Origin of the sequence: Roseburia sp. 1XD42-34, assembly GCF_009917385.1 — a bacterium.
Lineage (GTDB): Bacteria > Bacillota > Bacilli > Bacillales > Amphibacillaceae > Virgibacillus.
Genome location: NZ_QWLJ01000038.1, coordinates 1 through 18,907, shown reverse-complemented (window position 1 = coordinate 18,907; position 18,907 = coordinate 1). Strand labels below are relative to the sequence as shown.

The window sequence follows — 18,907 nt, the reverse complement described above, 5'->3', positions numbered from 1 at the left end:
TTAAAATTACAATACGCAATCGCCCTCTCTTGGGAGAGGGCTGTTTAACTTCGTTTAAAAGAGATCGAACTACAGAGAAATCCTTACAATAATTTAATTTATATAATGATCCATAAAGCTGGATTGTTTATGCTTAAAAACGACGTTCACAAGGAAATAGCCGATGTTTACAATTATTCTGGTAGGGTAATCTACGCTTATTCATATGTATAACACTTAGCGAAAAATTCTCGATGTATATCGCGAGTTCTTTCTAGCTTCGATGAGTTACATACCAACCGCGACGAGCGACTTTCTCGATTACTCGGACACCTGTCTGCTTCGCAGGGCGAACCTACTACTTCGATGAGCAACATGTGTGCTCCGCAGGGTGAATCTACTACTTCGATGAGCAACATGTGTGCTTCGCAGGGCGAATCTACTACTCCGACGTGCAGCCTGCCTTCTTCGGCGGGCTAGCCCCCAACTATGGCGGATGTCTCCTCTATCGGGTGAGCCCTTTCCCCTAATTCAAATGGCGTTATTTCTGCTTCTAAAGGTAGCCTGTTTGAGTGAAAATTGAAAAAACATTTATCCTTGTATTTTTTTCCCTATCCCATGTTTAGTCTAAATATAAACATGTTAGCATAACAAATAGACATGTTATCAAAAAAAACCCTTATTCAAGCGTTTTCATATTACATTATTAATGTAAACGAATTCACCACAAAAGGGAGGACTTGGAATGTTTACATTTCTAGGAGGAATTATACTATTAATTGTAGGTTATTTCACATATGGGAAGTTTATTGAAAAGGTTTTCGGAGTACGACCAGATCGCCCGACACCAGCTATTACGAAGCAGGATGGCGTCGATTACCTGCCACTCAAAAGGAATAAAAATGCCATGATTGAGTTGATTAGTATCGCAGGGGTGGGGCCAATTTTCGGACCAATTATGGGAGCATTATATGGTCCTGTAGCTTTTCTCTGGATCGTCTTAGGATGTATATTTGCAGGTGCTGTTCACGACTACTTAACAGGGATGATCTCGATTCGTAATGGAGGAGCACATCTTCCGCAGCTAGCCGGTAAATTTTTAGGCAAATACATGAAACACATAGTGAACATATTTTCTGTACTTCTTTTATTATTGGTAGGAACCGTTTTTGTCAGCTCTTCCGCTGGTCTAATTTTTGATTTAGTAAATGAAACTATTGCACTCACTGCACTTGTAGTTATCATATTTGGTTACTATATTCTGTCTACTATGTTACCAATAGACAAACTGATAGGTAAGCTATTTCCTATATTTGGTGCGTTTTTGCTTGTTGGAACATTAGCGTTAGGAATTAGCCTTATTATCAACCAAGCACCTATTCCAGAAGTATCATTAACCAATTTGCATCCGGAAAAAACGCCTATCTTTCCATTATTATTTTTAGTTATATCCTGTGGTGCTTTATCTGGCTTTCATGCAACACAATCGCCAATTATTGCCCGAACAACGAAAAATGAAAAAGAAGCAAGAAGTGTTTTTTATGGCATGATGATTGTAGAAGGTATTATTGCTATGGTATGGGCTGCTGCAGCAATGAGCTTATTTGGCGAGACAGTTACGCTAAATGAATTAATTAATACCATCGGGACAGGGGGTATTGTAAGTGAAGTAGGTACAATGATGCTCGGTTCCATCTTAGGATCTGTCCTTGTATTATCCATCATTTTTCTCCCGCTTTCATCTGGGGACACAGCATTTCGCAGTGCACGCATGATTATAGCTGATTACTTTCATGTATCGCAAAAGAAAATTACTAAACGATTGATCATCGCTTTACCATTATTCGCTATCTCTGTTATTCTAACTAATATGGATTTCACTTTGCTTTGGAGGTATTTCTCCTGGGCCAATCAATCTCTAGCAGTTATCGCATTATGGGTAGCATCGATGTACTTATTTATTGCAAAAAAGAATTATTGGGTGGCCATGGTACCAGGTATTTTTATGACCTATGTTACGACAGCATATATTCTTAATGCGCCAATTGGATTTAGAATACCAATGAACATTACTTATATACTAAGCGCAGTGATAACAATTGGTATTATTGCCTTGTTCTACAAATATGCACGGCAAAATGTGAAAAATAACATGGAGATTGAAGAAACCATTTCAGTCTCTACCTCTAAAGTGGCTTAACAGGGAATGGAATGAAATAAAGGTACAAAAACCAAAAAATAAATTGTGCGTAGTTTGATAGCAGAACAAAAATATTGATAACAATCGTTATTTGTACGACCTAACTTCAAGCCATATATGGCTATTTTAGGAAATAAATCCATATAAAAATTGAAAAGAACTCGTATCAATTTCACAGGTGATACGAGTTCTTTTCAGCGACTTTTTCTCGTAATGTGCTACACCATCATCTTAGCAAGCTGTGAAAGATCTACATTACCTCCTGAAATGACGCATACGATATTTTTTTCGCAAGCACCGATTTTATCGTAGATTGCCGCAGCTACTGTAACTGCACTGGAAGGCTCAATTAATTGTTTCATTCTTTCTAACACAAATCTTACTGCATCCTTTATTTGTTCCTCGCTTACTAGAACAATATCGTCTACATAGTGTTGCACAATTGGTAACTTCAAGTTACCGGGTTGAGTTGCTCTTAAGCCATCAGCAACAGTCGCTGTTTGGGAAATACTCGTGATGGCTCCGTTTTGCAATGAAATACATGTATCATTAGCTGTTTCAGGCTCAACCCCAATTACCTTGACGGATGGTTTTATTTCTTTTATCGCAGTTAAGATACCAGAAATTAATCCCCCACCGCCAATTGGCACAACAACGATATCAATTTCGTCCAACTGGTCCAGTAGTTCCAGACCGATGGTTCCTTGTCCCGCTATAATAAGTGGATCATCATAAGGTGGTATCACAGCCCCACCTCCTTCGGAAGCTAATTGTTCGGCACGTCGTAACCGTTCAGAAGGGGTTCGACCACACTTTTCGATACCACCATGATACGCTTGGATTGCAGCAAGCTTATTTTGAATGACATCATCCGGTACGACAATCGTTGCACGTATGCCTAGTTTCTTGGCAATGTAGGCAACTGCTTGCCCATGATTACCGGAGGAAGCTGCCGTTACAAAGGTAGCGCCCTTTCCCACAACCTGTTTTACTTTATTTGCTGCCCCACGAATTTTAAAAGCCCCTGTCTTTTGAAGATGCTCCGCTTTCAAAAAAACGCGATTACCGCATCTGTTGGATAATTGTGCAGATTGAAGAATTGGAGTCGCCTTTACCACTTGAAAAACATTCTCTCTTGCCACCCTCACATCAGATAAAGAAATCATTGCATCTCCCCCATGCTTGTTAAAGTGAAACTTCGCCAGTGAATATTATTTTCTTCTACGTTGATCGTTAGTACCGCTAAGGATATGATCTAAAGCCCCTTGAAAGAATCCAGAATTTAGGTGCTATTATCCCTACTTAGATTGTTGCAGTACAGATTATCCTGCTCCTTAAGCCAGGGTCTTACATTTATAACGGGTAAACGAAAGCCCCCTTACACTACCTAAGAGGGCTGCTTGCGTTTTTGGAACTTATTTTTCAGGGAAGGAACTACGTACAGCTTCATAGACATCGTTTATGTTTTTCCCCATACCCGACTCCACTGCGGCAACATATGACCCTTCTACAATGGGTGCTTCGACTAGTTTTGCATCTTCACGATCAGCCATTTCGATCGCCATTTCTGCATTCATTTTTGCACTACCAAGATCATAAAATAAGAGTACACCCTTTCCCTTATTCGCTTGCTCCAACGCTGCATTAATTTTTTCTATGCTTGTGCCAATCTCGTTCTCCTCTGTTCCTCCAGCAGCTACAATGGGGACATTCTTCATTACCTGCTGAATTAATTCTTTTGTTCCCTCTGCGATTTTATGGCTATGAGAAATTAATACAATACCCACGTAGCTCATCTTTCGCTGTCTCCTTTCCATACTTCTGCTAAAGCTTCAAAAATAAGATAAGTAGATGCCGCACCTGGGTCTTGGTGTCCGACTGTTTTGTCTTTAAAATAGGCGGCTCGTCCTTTGGTTGCAGTCATTTCTTTAATGTTTGCTAAAGCTGATTCAGCCTTAGAGAGTAACCCATCAGCTGTTACATTGGAATCTCCTAAAAAAAATTGCGCAATTGGGGCCCACATATCTACCATTGTCTTTTCGCCCTCTTCTGCTTTTCCACGCTGCTTTAAACCACTTACCGCTTCAGTTAATGCTGTTCCAAATATATCTTGTTTTACAGCCTCTTCACCTTTTAACTTGGTGGATAATTTGAGAAAGGCAGTTCCAAATAAAGGTCCTGATGCTCCGCCAACTTTAGACATTAAAGTCATTGCTACATCTTTTAATACATCAGATATGTTCGTATACGTGCCTTCATTTAATTTGGAAGCGACTTCTTGGAAACCTCTAGCCATATTAATTCCATGATCGCCATCCCCAATTGGTTGATCCAAAGTCGTTAAATAATCTTTGTTTGCTTGCATCTTCTCATTCGTTAGTTGCATCCATTGAATCGTTTTGTTCACATCTAATTGCATGTTTCAATTCCTCCTAAATTCGAAATGCAGGTGCTTCGGATGGAGCAGCAAGTAATGATTTTAATTCATCGTCAAGTTTTAACAATGTTACAGAGCAACCGGCCATCTCTAAAGATGTCATATATTCTCCTACAAACGTTTGAAATACGTAAATTCCTCTATCTTTTAAAATGCTTTGTACCTTTTTATTTACAATAAATAGCTCCATTTCAGGAGTAGCACCTAAACCGTTTATCATTACTGCTACTTCACTTTCTTTTGGTATTTCCATATCATTCATAATTCGCTCCACTAATTCCGCAGCAATATCATCCGCAGAAGCAATTGGTTTACGTTCAATTCCTGGCTCCCCATGAATCCCGATGCCGATTTCCATTTCGTTTTCTTCTAATTGAAAGCTTGGCTTTCCAGCAGCCGGCACCGTTCCAGAGGTTAAAGCCATTCCCATCGAGCGAATGTTAGCAATCACTTTTTCAGCTACCCGCTTCACTTCTTGCAACGAGGCTCCATTTTCTGCCATCGCACCTGCTATTTTATGAACCAGTACAGTACCAGCAATTCCTCTTCTACCAGTAGTAAACGAGCTATCTTCTACGGCAACATCATCGTTAACAATAACTTTTTCCACTTGAATGCCTTCTGCTTCAGCAAGTTCGGCAGCCATTTCAAAATTTAGCACATCACCAGTATAGTTTTTAATTACGAGGAAGACGCCCTCTCCCCCATCTGCTGCTTTTATTCCTTCTAACACTTGATCAGGTGTTGGAGAAGTAAAAACTTCACCAGCAACCGCACAATCTAACATACCTTTGCCAATGTATCCAGCATGGGCTGGCTCATGTCCGCTTCCTCCCCCACTGACTAGCCCTACTTTACCTTGAACAGGAGCATCTTCACGAGCAATTACAAGTGTATCCGGAACTACTTTTAATTTGGTTGGATACGCAGTAACTAATCCGTGCACCATATCTTGAACAACTTCATTTGGATCGTTAATGATTTTTTTCATTGCTTCATTCCTCCTCAACTCTATTGTAGTAGAATCTTACTTCACATAGAAGGCATATGACCCTCTTCATTTCCAACAATCATGTGTCCAGCATACAGTCCATCCTTAATGAACAGGGAGCTTCGTCCCATTAATGGTTAATATCAAATGGATATGACTGGGACTCTCAAGCAGGATATTCGTTTGCAATTAAATTCTCTACTTATCCTCCTCCTCTTCACCTCATAGCATGGAAGTGAAGGAGGTCTTACCCAGTTACATATGGGATTAATAAGTTACAGCTTAGAAAAACTTGGCTTGTCGCCAAGTCTTATGGCGGAAGCCTTTGTTTTTCTTATACTATAAACCAAAAAAATCTTATCCTTTCCTATAGTGGAACAAAGGCGCAGGCGCCCGGTTAGCAACGTAGCAACTGGAACGAAGCAACTAAAGTTTTAGGAATCATGGTGAGGCACGAAGCGATGATGACTTATCGTAGGGCGATTTCGCTCCAGTCGCCTAGTTGCTGGGCGCTTAAGCCAGACGTGACTATTCCGTTATATCGTTATCCCAATGCCAAAATTTTTATACTCTCTTATCTCTTAAAAAATAGAAATTGCAAAAGCTTTGAACCTGAGAAAAAGAAGGTCATGCTTACCTTTAAGATAATCGCGACCTCCTTTTTTATACATTCTTTCTTACTTAAATACCCTTGTTGCTTCTACCGCTTTTTTCCAGCCGGCGTATAAAGCTTCTCGCTCCTGGTGATCCATGGTTCCATTAAATGTCTTTTCTACCTCCCACTGTCGGGCAATTTCTTCTTTGTCTTTCCAATATCCTAATGCCAAGCCTGCCAAATACGCAGAACCTAATGCGGTAGTTTCCTGAATAACCGGACGTTCCACAGGCACTTTCCCAAGGATATCACTTTGAAATTGCATTAAAAAATCGTTTTTAACTGCACCCCCATCCACACGTAACGTTTTCATTTCTAATTGGGAATCATTTATCATCGCATTAATAACATCTTTCGTTTGATATGCTAAAGATTCCAATGTGGCACGAATGAAATGGCTTTTCGTCGTGCCCCTAGTTAGCCCGAAGACTGCACCTCTTGCCTCACTATCCCAATAAGGTGTACCTAAGCCTACGAAAGCCGGAACCATATATACGCCTTCTGCGCTATCCACATTTGTTGCAAATACCTCACTTTCCGGCGAATCTTCAATAAGCCTCAAACCATCACGAAGCCATTGAATGGCAGAACCAGCAACAAAAATACTTCCTTCTAACGCATATTCTATTTTTCCGTCTACTACACACGCTAGCGTCGTTAACAAACCATGCTCTGAAGTAACACCTTCATCGCCAGTATGCATTAGCATAAAACAACCTGTGCCATAAGTGTTTTTAATCATTCCTTTTTCAAAGCAAGCCTGACCAAATAGAGCTGCTTGCTGATCACCTGCAATTCCAGCAATTGGAACTTCTTCTCCAAAGAAATGGTACGATATCGTATGTGCATAAATCTCCGAAGATTGTTTAACTTCAGGCAACATACTTTTTGGAATAGTTAGTATGTCTAGTAGTTCATCATCCCATTGCAAATCATAAATATTAAACATGAGTGTACGAGACGCATTGGTATAATCTGTTATATGCGTTGTTCCAGCAGAAAACTTATAAACGAGCCAGCTATCAATCGTTCCAAATAGTAAGTCTCCCTTCTCAGCTTTTTCTCTTGCGCCTTCTACATTATCTAAAATCCATTTAACTTTTGTGCCAGAAAAATAAGGATCAAGTAGCAAACCTGTCTTTTTTCTAAAAATTTCATTGTAGCCAGCTTCTCTTAATTCCTTACAAATGTCTTCGGTTTGACGAGATTGCCAAACAATAGCACGATAAATTGGTTTTCCGGTATTTTTATCCCAAACGACTGCAGTTTCACGCTGATTCGTTATACCAATTCCGGCAATTTGATTAGCAGCTAAGTCTGCTCTTCGCAGTACATCTGCAATACATGCTAGTACAGATGTCCATATTTCATTCGCATCATGCTCCACCCAGCCTGGGTGAGGAAAAAATTGTTCAAACTCCCTTTGTGCTGTCTCAACAATTTCTCCTTGTTGATTAAAAATAATAGCCCGAGAACTTGTTGTACCTTGATCAATTGATAAAATATATTTATTTTCCATTTTTATCCCCCTATGCGTTATGATTATTTATTTTAGCAGAACGTTCTCCCTTCGTCTCCATCCTAACTGCCCCGATAATAAGTATTGCTATAAGTATACTTAATGCCCAGAAAACAACTGTAAATTCACCAATAAACAGCGCATCATAAAAGAATGCTCCATATACCCCTCCTATAATTGGCCCTATGATTGGAACCCACGCATACCCCCAATCCGAAGATCCTTTACCTGGAATGGGAAGCAATGCATGGGCAATACGTGGTCCTAGATCACGGGCAGGATTAATAGCATAACCTGTTGCGCCACCTAATGACATACCTATTGCTATTATCAATACCCCAACAATAATTGGATTTAAACCTTCTGTAAACTCATTTGCCCCAATAAACAAAAGCCCTAATACAAGAACAAACGTGCCAACAATTTCACTAAGCAAGTTCGCAAGCGGACTACGAATTGCTGGTCCTGTAGCAAATACCCCCAGTTTCGTAGTTTGATCTTTTGTCTTTCGCCAATGCGGTAAATAATTTACAAAAACGACAGCAGCACCAATAATAGCCCCAATCACTTGTGCTGTTACATACATTGGTACTTTAGCCCACGGAAACTCGCCAATAGAGGCAAATCCTATCGTTACAGCTGGATTAATATGTGCAGGAGAATAATTACCAACTGCATAAACCCCAAATGCAACTGCCAATCCCCAAGCAATCGTAATAACCACCCAGCCAGACCCTTCAGCCTTTGATGATTTTAAAGTGACACCGCCAACTACTCCACTACCAAGAATAATCAAGATCATTGTCCCAATTAATTCTGCTAAAAATTCGGATTCAGCCACCATATAACACCCCTTTGTTCTAGACTATATTAATTATGGGCAACCAAGTAATCTATTGGAATGAAAGCCACCATTTCTCCTTTCATGGAAATGGAACAAAATAAACTGTTATAATTTTCCACCCATAAAAAAAGACCTACACTTTTTATATATACTCTACCTAGAAATATACAATAAAAAGTGTGGGTCTCCTACTCTCCGCCACATAATTAACTTGTGTTTTTATCATACTTGAATCTGTAAGCGTTGTCAACAGTAAATTTACCATTCGATTTATATGAAACATATATGAAAATCGCCCAACTTAATTTTATTGAAGCTTCTATTTTGAAAAAGCTTGTATGTGCGTGTATTTGTTCTTCCAATCGTTGCTATTTATTACCCGGGCAATATTTATTCATCTAAGGACGCAGTATCAATTGGTCTCCTGTTTTTCTATCCAAATATGTTTCATGATATTCTCCCTTCACCCAATCATCCAATTGATCATGGTACCATTGACTTTTAAAATGACCAGATTGACCTGGTGCAACGAGATGATACCCTTTACCTGCCTCTTCCATATCAATAACAAACCGCCAAGAAGCGCCGTGATCAACAACACCAGTCTCTGTTTCATAACTAGCGGCCATTGGTGTTATCCTGCTTCCATCCACAGGAAGCGGATCTTCTTTGTTGAAAAAATATTTCAAAACAGGATGAACACTTGAAAGCGGATGTTCAAAGTATACACGATGATAGTCTCCCCATTCCCATTCTGATATATCTTCGCCGTATTTTTCCTCTAACTCTGCGAGTGATTCATGTAATGATGTAATTAAAACTTGATGCAACCCTCCATAATCCTCCAACCAGGCAGAATTTTCTCCGTCTATCTCTTTTCGCAATAATGCATCTGTCGTTTGCCCTTTCACTTTAAATAAATCAAGCATTGAATCTGGTATGTCTTGATAAATGGTTGTCTCTATTTTTTCATACCAATGGTGAAAAATTAATGGCTCGCTTGCTGAAGCAGTATCTTCATAATCCCATTCTTTTAGGATCTCAAGCGCATGCTCAGCTTGATCTGATAATTCCTCTCCTTTTAGTTGTTCTAAAAACGCAGGGACAAATTCTTTTGCTTGCATATTAAAGCTATCCATTTGCAGCTTTTGCATATTCTCGACAGTGATCTTTTCACTATTTTCCAGCACTTCTGCAATGCGCTCATACCGGTATGGTTGCGCCCATACATTACTAATATGATATGGATAATCATCCGTCGTTATTTTATTGTTCGCGGTTGCGATATACCCTTTCTCTGGATTGATCACCTTCGGAAGTTCATCAAATGGAATGTATTGCTTCCATTCGCTTGCTTCTTCCCAACCTGGTAAAGGAAGTAAGGCATCTTTTCCATTCTTATAAACTGGAATATTCCCATTTGCTTTATAAGCAATTGTTCCATCTTTAGAGGCAAACACAAAGTTTTGCGCAGGAACCAAGAATTTCTCCAACCCTTTTTCAAATGATTCCCAATCGGTAGCTTGATTGATTTGTAATATAGCCTCCAACTCCGTTGTAGGCTATAAGGCAGTCCATCTCAATGATAAAACATTTTCCTCACCACTGTCCTCAGCAAACTCTGAAATAACCGGACCATGTCTTGTTTCTACTACTTCATAATCAATTGTTTCTCCATCTTTCACGGCAATCGGTTCTTTAATAACAGTTGCTTCTTCCCACTTCCCAGCAAATAAAAACTCCGCTTTGGAATCTGGCTTCCTTTTTTCTAAATATAATTGTTGTACATCTGGTCCTGTGTTCGTTACTCCCCAAGCAACTTGATCGTTATGACCTAATATAATTCCTGGCACCCCTGCAAAGATAACACCACTTACCTGTTGTTGATCTGTTTTCAATTGCATTTGAATCCAAATCGATGGCGTTGCTAAACCTAAATGTGGGTCATCTGCTAACATCGGAAATCCTGACGCCGTTTTATCACCGGATACGACCCAATTGTTACTTCCATTAAATGTATGCGGAATCATGACCTTAGAAAATGTGTCTTGTATAGAAACATACTCTTCTTCCATAATAACCGGCTTGTCACGAGGATAGGATGGAAAAAGTTCGTAGGCTTTTTCTTCATCAAATTGCTGTAGCAAATAATAATTGAATGCTTGTTGCTCCCAGTGACCACCTAGATCAAATGCCATGTACTTTCCAATGGTTAATGAGTCTAACGGTGTCCATTCTTCTGGTTCAAAGCCCATAAGCTTAAATTCAACCGGCAAACTGTTACTTTGCTTTGCTTGTTCGATGTACGCATTAACCCCTTTTGCAAAAGCTTCCAACACTCGTTTTGCTTCGCCACTGTATAAAGCGTAAGATTCGTCAGCCGCTCTGCGTAACCCTAGTGTTCGAAAGTATTTATCCTGATCAATTGCTGCTTCTCCAGCTACTTCACTTAACGTACCAGATGCCTGCCTTCGTGACATTTCCATTTGAAACAGTCGATATTGTGCTTGTACATATCCTTGAGCTGCATATAAATCATGCTCATTTGCCGCCTCTATTTGCGGCACCCCATTAGCGTCCGTTATCACCTGTACCTCCTGTTTTAAAATCTGCAGCTCTATACTTCCCTCTGTTTTTTCAATAGACCGATTTAAGTAAGCGTTCACAAAGATGATAGTGATGATTAGAACCATTAATAAAATACCAACACCAATGAAGGCTATTTTTGATTTGGAAATTTTTCCCTTCTTTTCTATTGAACTGTTATCGATCCTCTCTTCCATTTGCCCCCTCCTACTTCTTTAATAATTTATCGTAATATTTTATATTTTAACAAAAAACCAAAAATGAAGGAACCTATTTTATTTCCCTGCTATTATAACGAAATTACGGTACATGAAAGTAGCATATATGTTGGGAACTCAAAATGCCATCTGTCTTCTAGATCCTGAAAGTAAAATGAAGAACTTAACCTAAATAGGAAACTTCATATAATGAAATACGTATACATAATGTCTATTAATCAGTACAATAAGCTTGTTTATAAAACAACGTTTAGGTAAAATCATTCTATTTCAACTGGAGGTGTTTTGCTTGGCGGTAGTACTGGAGTTGCTTTTAGAATTATGGATGTTTTTTCAGAATGACAGACGCATCGCTGAAGAAGATATTGAAAAAAACATTCGCTACTTAAGGCAACAATCTTGGTTTCATAACTATTTAGATAATCCACTGTTTCGTAAAATAATCATTTATGATACAGAAGTGCGTCAACTAATCGGTAAGCAAAAATATAAAAAGTTACATCGTCCACTTTATACAGAAAGATTCCATAAAAAATTTGCTGCGATGATGCATGAAAAAGTGAAATCGTGATTACTTCATAGATTATGGAATACTTATTTATCATACGGATAAAGAGGAGTTTCCTCACTTTACTGTAGTAAAATGACATGCCGTGGAAATTTCATCTACCACGGCATGCCCAGGGGAATACCATTCCATTTTGGACCCTTATAAAAGGTGTCTAGCACATTGCTAGTGGTAAAACCATTTTCATTCCACTACTTGGACGTCATAAGCTCTTAGCCAATAATCTATTTGACAAAGATGAGCAATCAGTTGTGGACCTTTCATTAATTGTCCATACCAAGGATCTTTAAATTCCTTACCCTCAGTCTCTAAAATAGCTTCTACCTTTTCCCTATTTAAAAATTCAAATATTCTTGCCTCTTTATCATCTAATATTTCGCGCATCCACTTTGTTACCGCAATCGTGTAGGCAGGCTGAAAAGTTTTAGGAAACGGGCTTTTTTTACGATAGAGAATGGTTTCAGGTAAAATTCCTTCCATTGCTTTTCGTAAGATGCCTTTTTCTCTTCCGTCAAGCATCTTCATCTCCCACGGAATATTCCACACATACTCCACTAGTCGATGATCTGCGTATGGTACACGCACCTCTAAGCTAGCGCCCATACTCATTCGGTCTTTCCGATCAAGTAGCTGTGCCATAAACCAGTGCATATTTAAATAAAATAATTCTCTTCTACGTGCATTCTCTGCACTTTCCCCTTCCAGACGAGGTGTTTCCTTAATCGTCTCCTGATAACGATCATAAACATAATCATGAAGTTTTAATTTTTTCTGCCATTGCGAGTGAAGTAAGCCCATACGTGATGTTAATGACCTCATCCATGGAAATCCTGTTCCTTCCTCCGTTGAAGGGTTATGAAACCACGGGTAACCTCCAAATATTTCGTCCGCACATTCTCCTGAAAGGCTAACAGTAGCTTGCTTTTTAATCTGTTTGCAAAACCATAATAACGATGAATCAATATCTGCCATCCCAGGTTGATCGCGCAGCTCTACTGCCCTTTTTAGATGACTGGCCAATTCTTCACCAGTGATAACCTCATTACGATGGTTGGTTGCAAAAGCTTCCGCCATTTCTTCAATATATGGTTGATCCATGGATGGTTGGAATTTACTTGCTTTAAAATGAGCAGCATTACCTTCATAATCAACTGAAAAAGTAGTAAGTGCTTCTTTTCCTTGCGCTTTAAAATAATTGGCAGCGATAGCTGTAATAGCGCTTGAATCTAATCCTCCAGATAGAAAAGTGGATACAGGAACATCAGCTACAAGCTGGCGCTGTACTGCATCGATAAATAGCTCTCTTACCTTACTTACCGTCTCTGATACTGAATCCGTATGTGGGCGACTCTTTACATTCCAATAGCGCCATTTTTTCACGCCATGTTTTGAGAAAGTCAGCGCATGCCCTGCACGAAGTTCTTGCATATTTTTAAATAAACCATGTCCAGGCGTACGTGCTGGACCAAGTCCGAACACTTCAGCTAATCCAAACCGATCAACTTCTGCTTTAACAGCCTCATGGGCAAGAATTGCTTTTAATTCCGAACCAAAAATAAACTGACCAGCTTTTTCTTGAAAAAATAACGGCTTTACCCCTAAACGGTCTCTAGCTATAAAAAGCTGCTCCTTCAGTCCATCCCACACCGCAAAAGCAAATATGCCATTTAAATGATCCACGCATTGTTCCTTCCACTCCAAATATGCTGTAAGTAGTACTTCTGTATCTGATGTTGTATCAAATGTATAGCCTTTACGATATAATTCATTACGCAATTCCTCTGTATTATATAGCTCCCCATTATATACCAGCGTATACCTATCACCGTTCTTGACCTTTTGCATTGGTTGCTTTCCGCCTTCAATATCAATGACCGACAGACGCTTATGACCAAAAGCAACATGTTGATTCAACCATGTATTCGTTTCATCAGGTCCCCGATGTGACAACGTCTCCGTCATCTTCTCGAGCATTTGTCGATCTGCTCGCACATCTTTATTCCAATTCACATGTCCAGTTATTCCGCACAAATTGCGTCACCCTCCCTAGAAGCATAGCAAACCTACAGAACAGTTTATGAAAAAAACAGAGGGGATATGACTAAATGTCTCTAGTATTGTTGTAAGAGAGCTGTATCCAATGCAGGGAAAAGCCTTTCAGTTCACAATGACATTTTAACTCCCTTCGCAAACCGCTTGAAAGATAAGGAATAAAACTGGTGCAATATACAGTCTTAAAAATTGCTTTTGCCATGCTTACAAAGAACAAACCATTTAAATGAGATAATCCAACATATAATTACAAAACAGAAGTCTTAAAAAGCTAACTTTACCGTTAGTTTTGCGTAAATGAATACAAATAAATAGGCCCCACTCTCTTGGTTCGAGTGGAGATCGGATCTAATTTCCTGAGGCAGATTTGCCCTCGATGTTTAGACTTATGTCACTCGACCTGTAAATGCGAACTAGTACGGTATTTATCTATTTTGTACTCCATGCCAGATTGCATCAATGCAGAAAGAATCGAGCGAAAACCCCTTTCTGAATCAAGAAGATAGGGCTTTTTTCATAAAAGACTCAGTAGGTGTGTTAGAGGTTACTCAAAAACTTGAAAAAAGCTCTTGACATTGTATGCTATACAATAAAAAACAGACAGCCTGCTAGATAAATTCATCGCAGGCTGCCCATTTCCAAAATTATTCCGCTTTTATCGGTTTTTCTTCCGTTACAGCAATTTCATAATAATTTGCCCAGTTATTTTCGATCGTATAATTCAACACACGCTTATTTACTGGAACTATTTTCGCACGATAGTTAGTTGGAATGACAGGAACTTCTTTAACCATTAACTGTTGCCAATCCTTATATACTTTCTGACGGTACTTTAAATCCATAGCATCTTTAGAGACACCTTGCTTTAGCAGCTTATCATTCTCTTCACTTGCATAGCGTGTGAAATTAAATAACGCATCACGTCCATATAGTCCTGCTGGGTTCACATCCGTTGCGACACCCCAGCCAGCTGCATAAACATCAATCTTCGGATCATCATCACCGCTTTGTCCAATACGATCATAGAATGAATTGAACTCTTGTAGACGACCATCTAATAATTTAACATTTAAACCAACATTTTTCCAAGCTTGAATATAATAATTAGCAATTGGCTCAGCAGTTTCTTGACCTGACATCGACGCAAAATTAATAACTAACTCTTCGCCGTCTGGATTTTCCCGCATACCGTCTCCATTGGTATCCTTATAACCAGCATCATCTAAAATTTTCTTCGCTTTTTCTGGATCATAAGCTATACCAGGATTGTCTTTATCGTGAAAATTCGGATGTGATGGTGGTATTAATGTTGTCGCATTCCAACGTAATCCATTGTAAAACTGCTTTCCTACAGTATCATTATCAATTGCATGTCCCATTGCTTTACGCAAATTAACGTCTGCCATTTTTTTATTGGGATCCGGTTTTACTACTTTTTTCTCTTTATCCCACGTACCTAATTTAAAGCCAATGTATGAGTATGCCATGTCTATATTTCCTAAAAACTCTACGTTAGACATATCGGCATTATCTGGATATTGATCCGCTGGGAATTCATGTACAGTATCTACTTCACCTGTTTTTAAAGCTTGGACAACAGTTTTAGGATTTACGACTTTAACCGTAACCTTATCTAGCTTTGGCTCCCCTTGCCAGTAATCTTCATTTTTCGTAAGGACAACCGCTTCTCCTGGTGTAATGCTGTCTACTTTATATGGACCCATACCAATTGGATTTTTCCGGACCGCATCAGACTCCGCCATTTTAGCTACAGGAATATCTTTAAAGATATGCTTCGGTAAGGCATACGGCCAAATACCTCCACTTAGTAAAGAAGGAGACGCCTCTTTATACGTTATTTTTAATGTTTTTTCATCTACCACTTCAATCCCTGAAATCGAATCTGCCTTACCATTATGGTACTCTTCCATACCTTCAATAACTGTAAAATCATCACCATAACGAACCCCAGGATAATCAGGGTGCCCAATGACTTCATAAGCAAATGCCCAGTCCTCCGCTGTAACTGGCTTGCCATCATGCCAATTTACATTATCGCGAATCTTAAAGGTAAATACTTTTCCACTGTCATCTACTTCAAATGTTGCAGCACCATCTTGATTAAAATTATGTGTTTCATCAGCATTTAATAAAGATTCATCAAACCATTTAATAAATTCAACATCATAAGCCCCTGAATAAAAATTAAAATTTAACAAACCTTCAATGGCCGTATCTGTAACGACACCAAACTTCAAGTGACCTCCGTCGATTGCTTTCCCTTCATTTTTTGTTTCTACATTAAAATCATCAATGGAATAAATCTGCTCGCCATCTTTTCCTGACTTCTTATCAGCCGATTTATCCGATTTGCTTTCCTCATCTCCGCCACATGCAGCTAGCATAAGTATGAAACCTAGCATGATCGCAGATAAAACGATACGCCAACGGCTTTCTCTCATATTACTTGACCTCCCTATTTTTTTGTATACGTCATATGACGTTATCTATACTTAACATCTTTAGATGTAAGCAACTCATTTACGGTTTAACCTCTTCGCTGTCTTGCATCTGTTGCACGCTTAAGTGCCTCTCCTACATTTCGGACAGCTAACATCAATAAGAACACCATAATAGCTGCAGGTACCCAAATCCACCATCTTAGTTCCAATGTTTGTGGATTTCTTGCGTATCCAAGCAGTGTACCTAGACTTGGGGTATCTTCGGGAAACCCAAACCCTAAAAAGGATAACCCAGATTCCAAGCCTATATTAGCAGCCAAATTCAATGTCATCGTTACGATAATTAATGAACTCAAATTCGGCAAAACTTGTAAAAACATGATCTTCCAATGCGGGGTCCCTAGCGTTTTTGACGCTTGCGCATAATCCAGCTCTCGCTCCTGTAACGCCTTCGAACGAATTAAACGGGCAATCCCCATCCAGAGAAAAGCTGTCATAATCAGTGAAAATGTCCATACGCTATACTCCGGTACAATCGCCACAAATACAATAACAATCATTAAAAATGGTAAAATCAAAAAGAAATCAACAATCCGCATCATGATATTATCTACCGTACCACCAAAATAACCTGATGCTAATCCATACGTAACCCCAATGACACCAGTCATAAATGTCACTAAAAAGCCAATCGATAATGAGTTACGTGTTCCGATAATTAACTGACCAAATATATCTCTGCCTCCATAATCGGTGCCTAGCCAAAACTCGCTAGACGGTGGCTGATTAATCGCAAATAAATCTACTTTTACAATTTCTGTTTGATCTAAAAATAAAGAAATTCCATAAACAAACCCGGTAATGGTAATAAGAAAAATAAATGATATTAGCGCAACTTTATCTCGAACCATTTCTCGCCAAATGATTCTCCCCATTGAAGGGACTTTATCCTTATCTATCTCAACTGCTTCCACATTTGTATATTCCAATTGTATGTCACCTCCATGATAGTAACTGTTTATTTAATTCGAATCCGCGGGTCTACGAGACTTAAAATAATATCTGAGAGTAAAGCCCCTAGAATCGATGCAATTCCGAATAACAAGACAACAGATGTTACTACACTGTAATCTCGTTGCAACACAGATTCCATAAATAACAGTCCCATTCCCGGATAGCTAAAAATAGTTTCGATAAATACGGTTCCGCCAATCAGACCGGTTATTTCAAACCCAAAATAGGCTGCAATCGGTAATAATGAATTGCGGAATATATGACGGCGATAAACGCGTGACTCGGAAGCCCCTTTAGCTCTTGCGGTAAGTACAAAATCCTTCTGTTTCGTATCAATTATTTCACTTCGCAAATACTGCACCGTATTTACGGTAGTTATCAATGCCATCGATATGGCAGGCAATAATAAATGATTGATTTTGCTCATGATATACGCAAATGATCCTGGTTCTAATCCTGGCTCTACGCTTCCTCCAGTTGGAAACCAGCCTAGGCCATAGCCAAAGGCCCATAACATAACTAAAGCAAAGATAAATAATGGAGTGGCAAAACCAATATACGTATAGCCATTGATCATTTGATCACGTAATGTATCATTATAACGCCCACTCGTAATCCCTAAAGGAATAGCAATAAGATATGTAATGATCAATGTTACTAGCGATAACCAAAATGTGTTTACAAGTCTTTGTCCAATTAATTCAGATACCGGCATCTTAAAGCGAAAAGATTGTCCCAAATCGCCTTGGATAGCTGAAGTAACCCAATCTGTATATTGGACATACCAAGGATCGTTTAAGCCTAATTTTTCCCGCTGTTCTTCTATTGCTGCTGGATCAATATTCGGATCAATTAAACCAGATAGTGCGTCTCCTGGCATAAGCTGTGCCATAATAAATACTAAAATACTTAGTAAAACAATTTGTGGCATAGTAATTAACAGCCGTCTAACAATAAATTTCCACATGCTATCAACCTTTCTGCGGTAAAGCAACTAAATGTGAATCCGATATGTGGCGTAATTGGTACGCTAACCCTTCACCATCAAAATAATCATTATAATTACTGTGATACTCTTTTTCTACTTCTTCTCGGTATACTTTCTTCTGTTGACGGTTAACCGGATCAATATCTGGTATTGCCGCAACAAGACGCTTCGTATATATGTGCTGGGGATGGTTAAAAATATCTTCTTTCGTCCCTTCTTCGACAAAACGCCCTTTATACATAATTCCTATTTCGTCACACATATGCTTTACAATCCCTAAATCATGGCTTATAAATAAATACGTTAAGTTCAAATCCTTCTGAATATCTTGCATAAAATTAAGTACTTGCGCCTGCACAGACACATCCAGTGCGGAAACTGGTTCATCTGCGAT

General features: G+C 39.0%; 13 protein-coding genes and 1 pseudogene. 2 read left to right on the top strand and 12 right to left on the bottom strand.

Going from position 1 to position 18,907, the window contains the following annotated elements:
- Positions 1 to 724: 724 nt before the first annotated feature.
- The gene (locus D1839_RS16130) at positions 725 to 2,179 is read left to right on the top strand and encodes a carbon starvation CstA family protein (protein WP_120380868.1); all 1,455 of its coding nucleotides are present in this window, start codon (positions 725 to 727) and stop codon (positions 2,177 to 2,179) included.
- A gap of 218 nt (positions 2,180 to 2,397) precedes the next feature.
- Here D1839_RS16130 and D1839_RS16125 read toward each other — a convergent pair whose 3' ends face one another.
- From D1839_RS16125 to D1839_RS20905, 7 genes and pseudogenes are all read right to left on the bottom strand, one after another.
- Complete coding sequence (locus tag D1839_RS16125; RefSeq protein ID WP_120380867.1) at positions 2,398 to 3,345, bottom strand: threonine ammonia-lyase; 948 nt, start codon at positions 3,343 to 3,345, stop codon at positions 2,398 to 2,400.
- 249 nt (positions 3,346 to 3,594) lie between these two features.
- Positions 3,595 to 3,975: a dihydroxyacetone kinase phosphoryl donor subunit DhaM gene (dhaM, locus tag D1839_RS16120; protein ID WP_120380866.1), complete on the bottom strand. Its 381-nt coding sequence runs from the start codon at positions 3,973 to 3,975 to the stop codon at positions 3,595 to 3,597.
- A complete protein-coding gene (gene dhaL / locus D1839_RS16115; RefSeq protein WP_120380865.1) occupies positions 3,972 to 4,598 on the bottom strand; it encodes a dihydroxyacetone kinase subunit DhaL in 627 nt (208 codons plus the stop codon). The genes dhaM and dhaL overlap by 4 nt, the downstream gene beginning before the upstream one ends.
- Before the next feature lie 13 nt (positions 4,599 to 4,611).
- Positions 4,612 to 5,607, bottom strand: a complete 996-nt coding sequence (gene dhaK, locus D1839_RS16110) for a dihydroxyacetone kinase subunit DhaK (RefSeq protein WP_120380864.1) — start codon at positions 5,605 to 5,607, stop codon at positions 4,612 to 4,614.
- A gap of 677 nt (positions 5,608 to 6,284) precedes the next feature.
- Positions 6,285 to 7,781, bottom strand: coding sequence for a glycerol kinase GlpK (glpK, locus tag D1839_RS16105; RefSeq protein WP_120380863.1), 1,497 nt, complete (start codon positions 7,779 to 7,781; stop codon positions 6,285 to 6,287).
- Positions 7,782 to 7,791: 10 nt separating this feature from the next.
- Complete coding sequence (locus D1839_RS16100) at positions 7,792 to 8,622, bottom strand: MIP/aquaporin family protein (protein WP_330585561.1); 831 nt, start codon at positions 8,620 to 8,622, stop codon at positions 7,792 to 7,794.
- Between the two features lie 401 nt (positions 8,623 to 9,023).
- Positions 9,024 to 11,318: pseudogene (locus D1839_RS20905) on the bottom strand (penicillin acylase family protein).
- 400 nt (positions 11,319 to 11,718) lie between these two features.
- Between D1839_RS20905 and D1839_RS16090 the strand changes: the two are divergent.
- Positions 11,719 to 12,000, top strand: coding sequence for a hypothetical protein (locus D1839_RS16090; RefSeq protein ID WP_120380861.1), 282 nt, complete (start codon positions 11,719 to 11,721; stop codon positions 11,998 to 12,000).
- Between the two features lie 180 nt (positions 12,001 to 12,180).
- Here D1839_RS16090 and asnB read toward each other — a convergent pair whose 3' ends face one another.
- The 5 genes from asnB to D1839_RS16065 all read right to left on the bottom strand — a co-directional run.
- Complete coding sequence (gene asnB, locus D1839_RS16085; protein WP_120380860.1) at positions 12,181 to 14,028, bottom strand: asparagine synthase (glutamine-hydrolyzing); 1,848 nt, start codon at positions 14,026 to 14,028, stop codon at positions 12,181 to 12,183.
- Between the two features lie 665 nt (positions 14,029 to 14,693).
- Complete coding sequence (opp4A, locus tag D1839_RS16080; protein ID WP_120380859.1) at positions 14,694 to 16,511, bottom strand: oligopeptide ABC transporter substrate-binding protein; 1,818 nt, start codon at positions 16,509 to 16,511, stop codon at positions 14,694 to 14,696.
- A gap of 86 nt (positions 16,512 to 16,597) precedes the next feature.
- On the bottom strand, positions 16,598 to 17,500 hold the full coding sequence (locus tag D1839_RS16075) for an ABC transporter permease (RefSeq protein WP_286164836.1): 903 nt from the start codon (positions 17,498 to 17,500) through the stop codon (positions 16,598 to 16,600).
- Positions 17,501 to 17,529: 29 nt separating this feature from the next.
- Positions 17,530 to 18,492, bottom strand: coding sequence for an oligopeptide ABC transporter permease (opp4B, locus tag D1839_RS16070; protein WP_120380858.1), 963 nt, complete (start codon positions 18,490 to 18,492; stop codon positions 17,530 to 17,532).
- 4 nt (positions 18,493 to 18,496) lie between these two features.
- Positions 18,497 to 18,907 (bottom strand): ABC transporter ATP-binding protein (locus D1839_RS16065; RefSeq protein WP_147358289.1); only part of this gene is annotated, 411 nt, incomplete at its 5' end.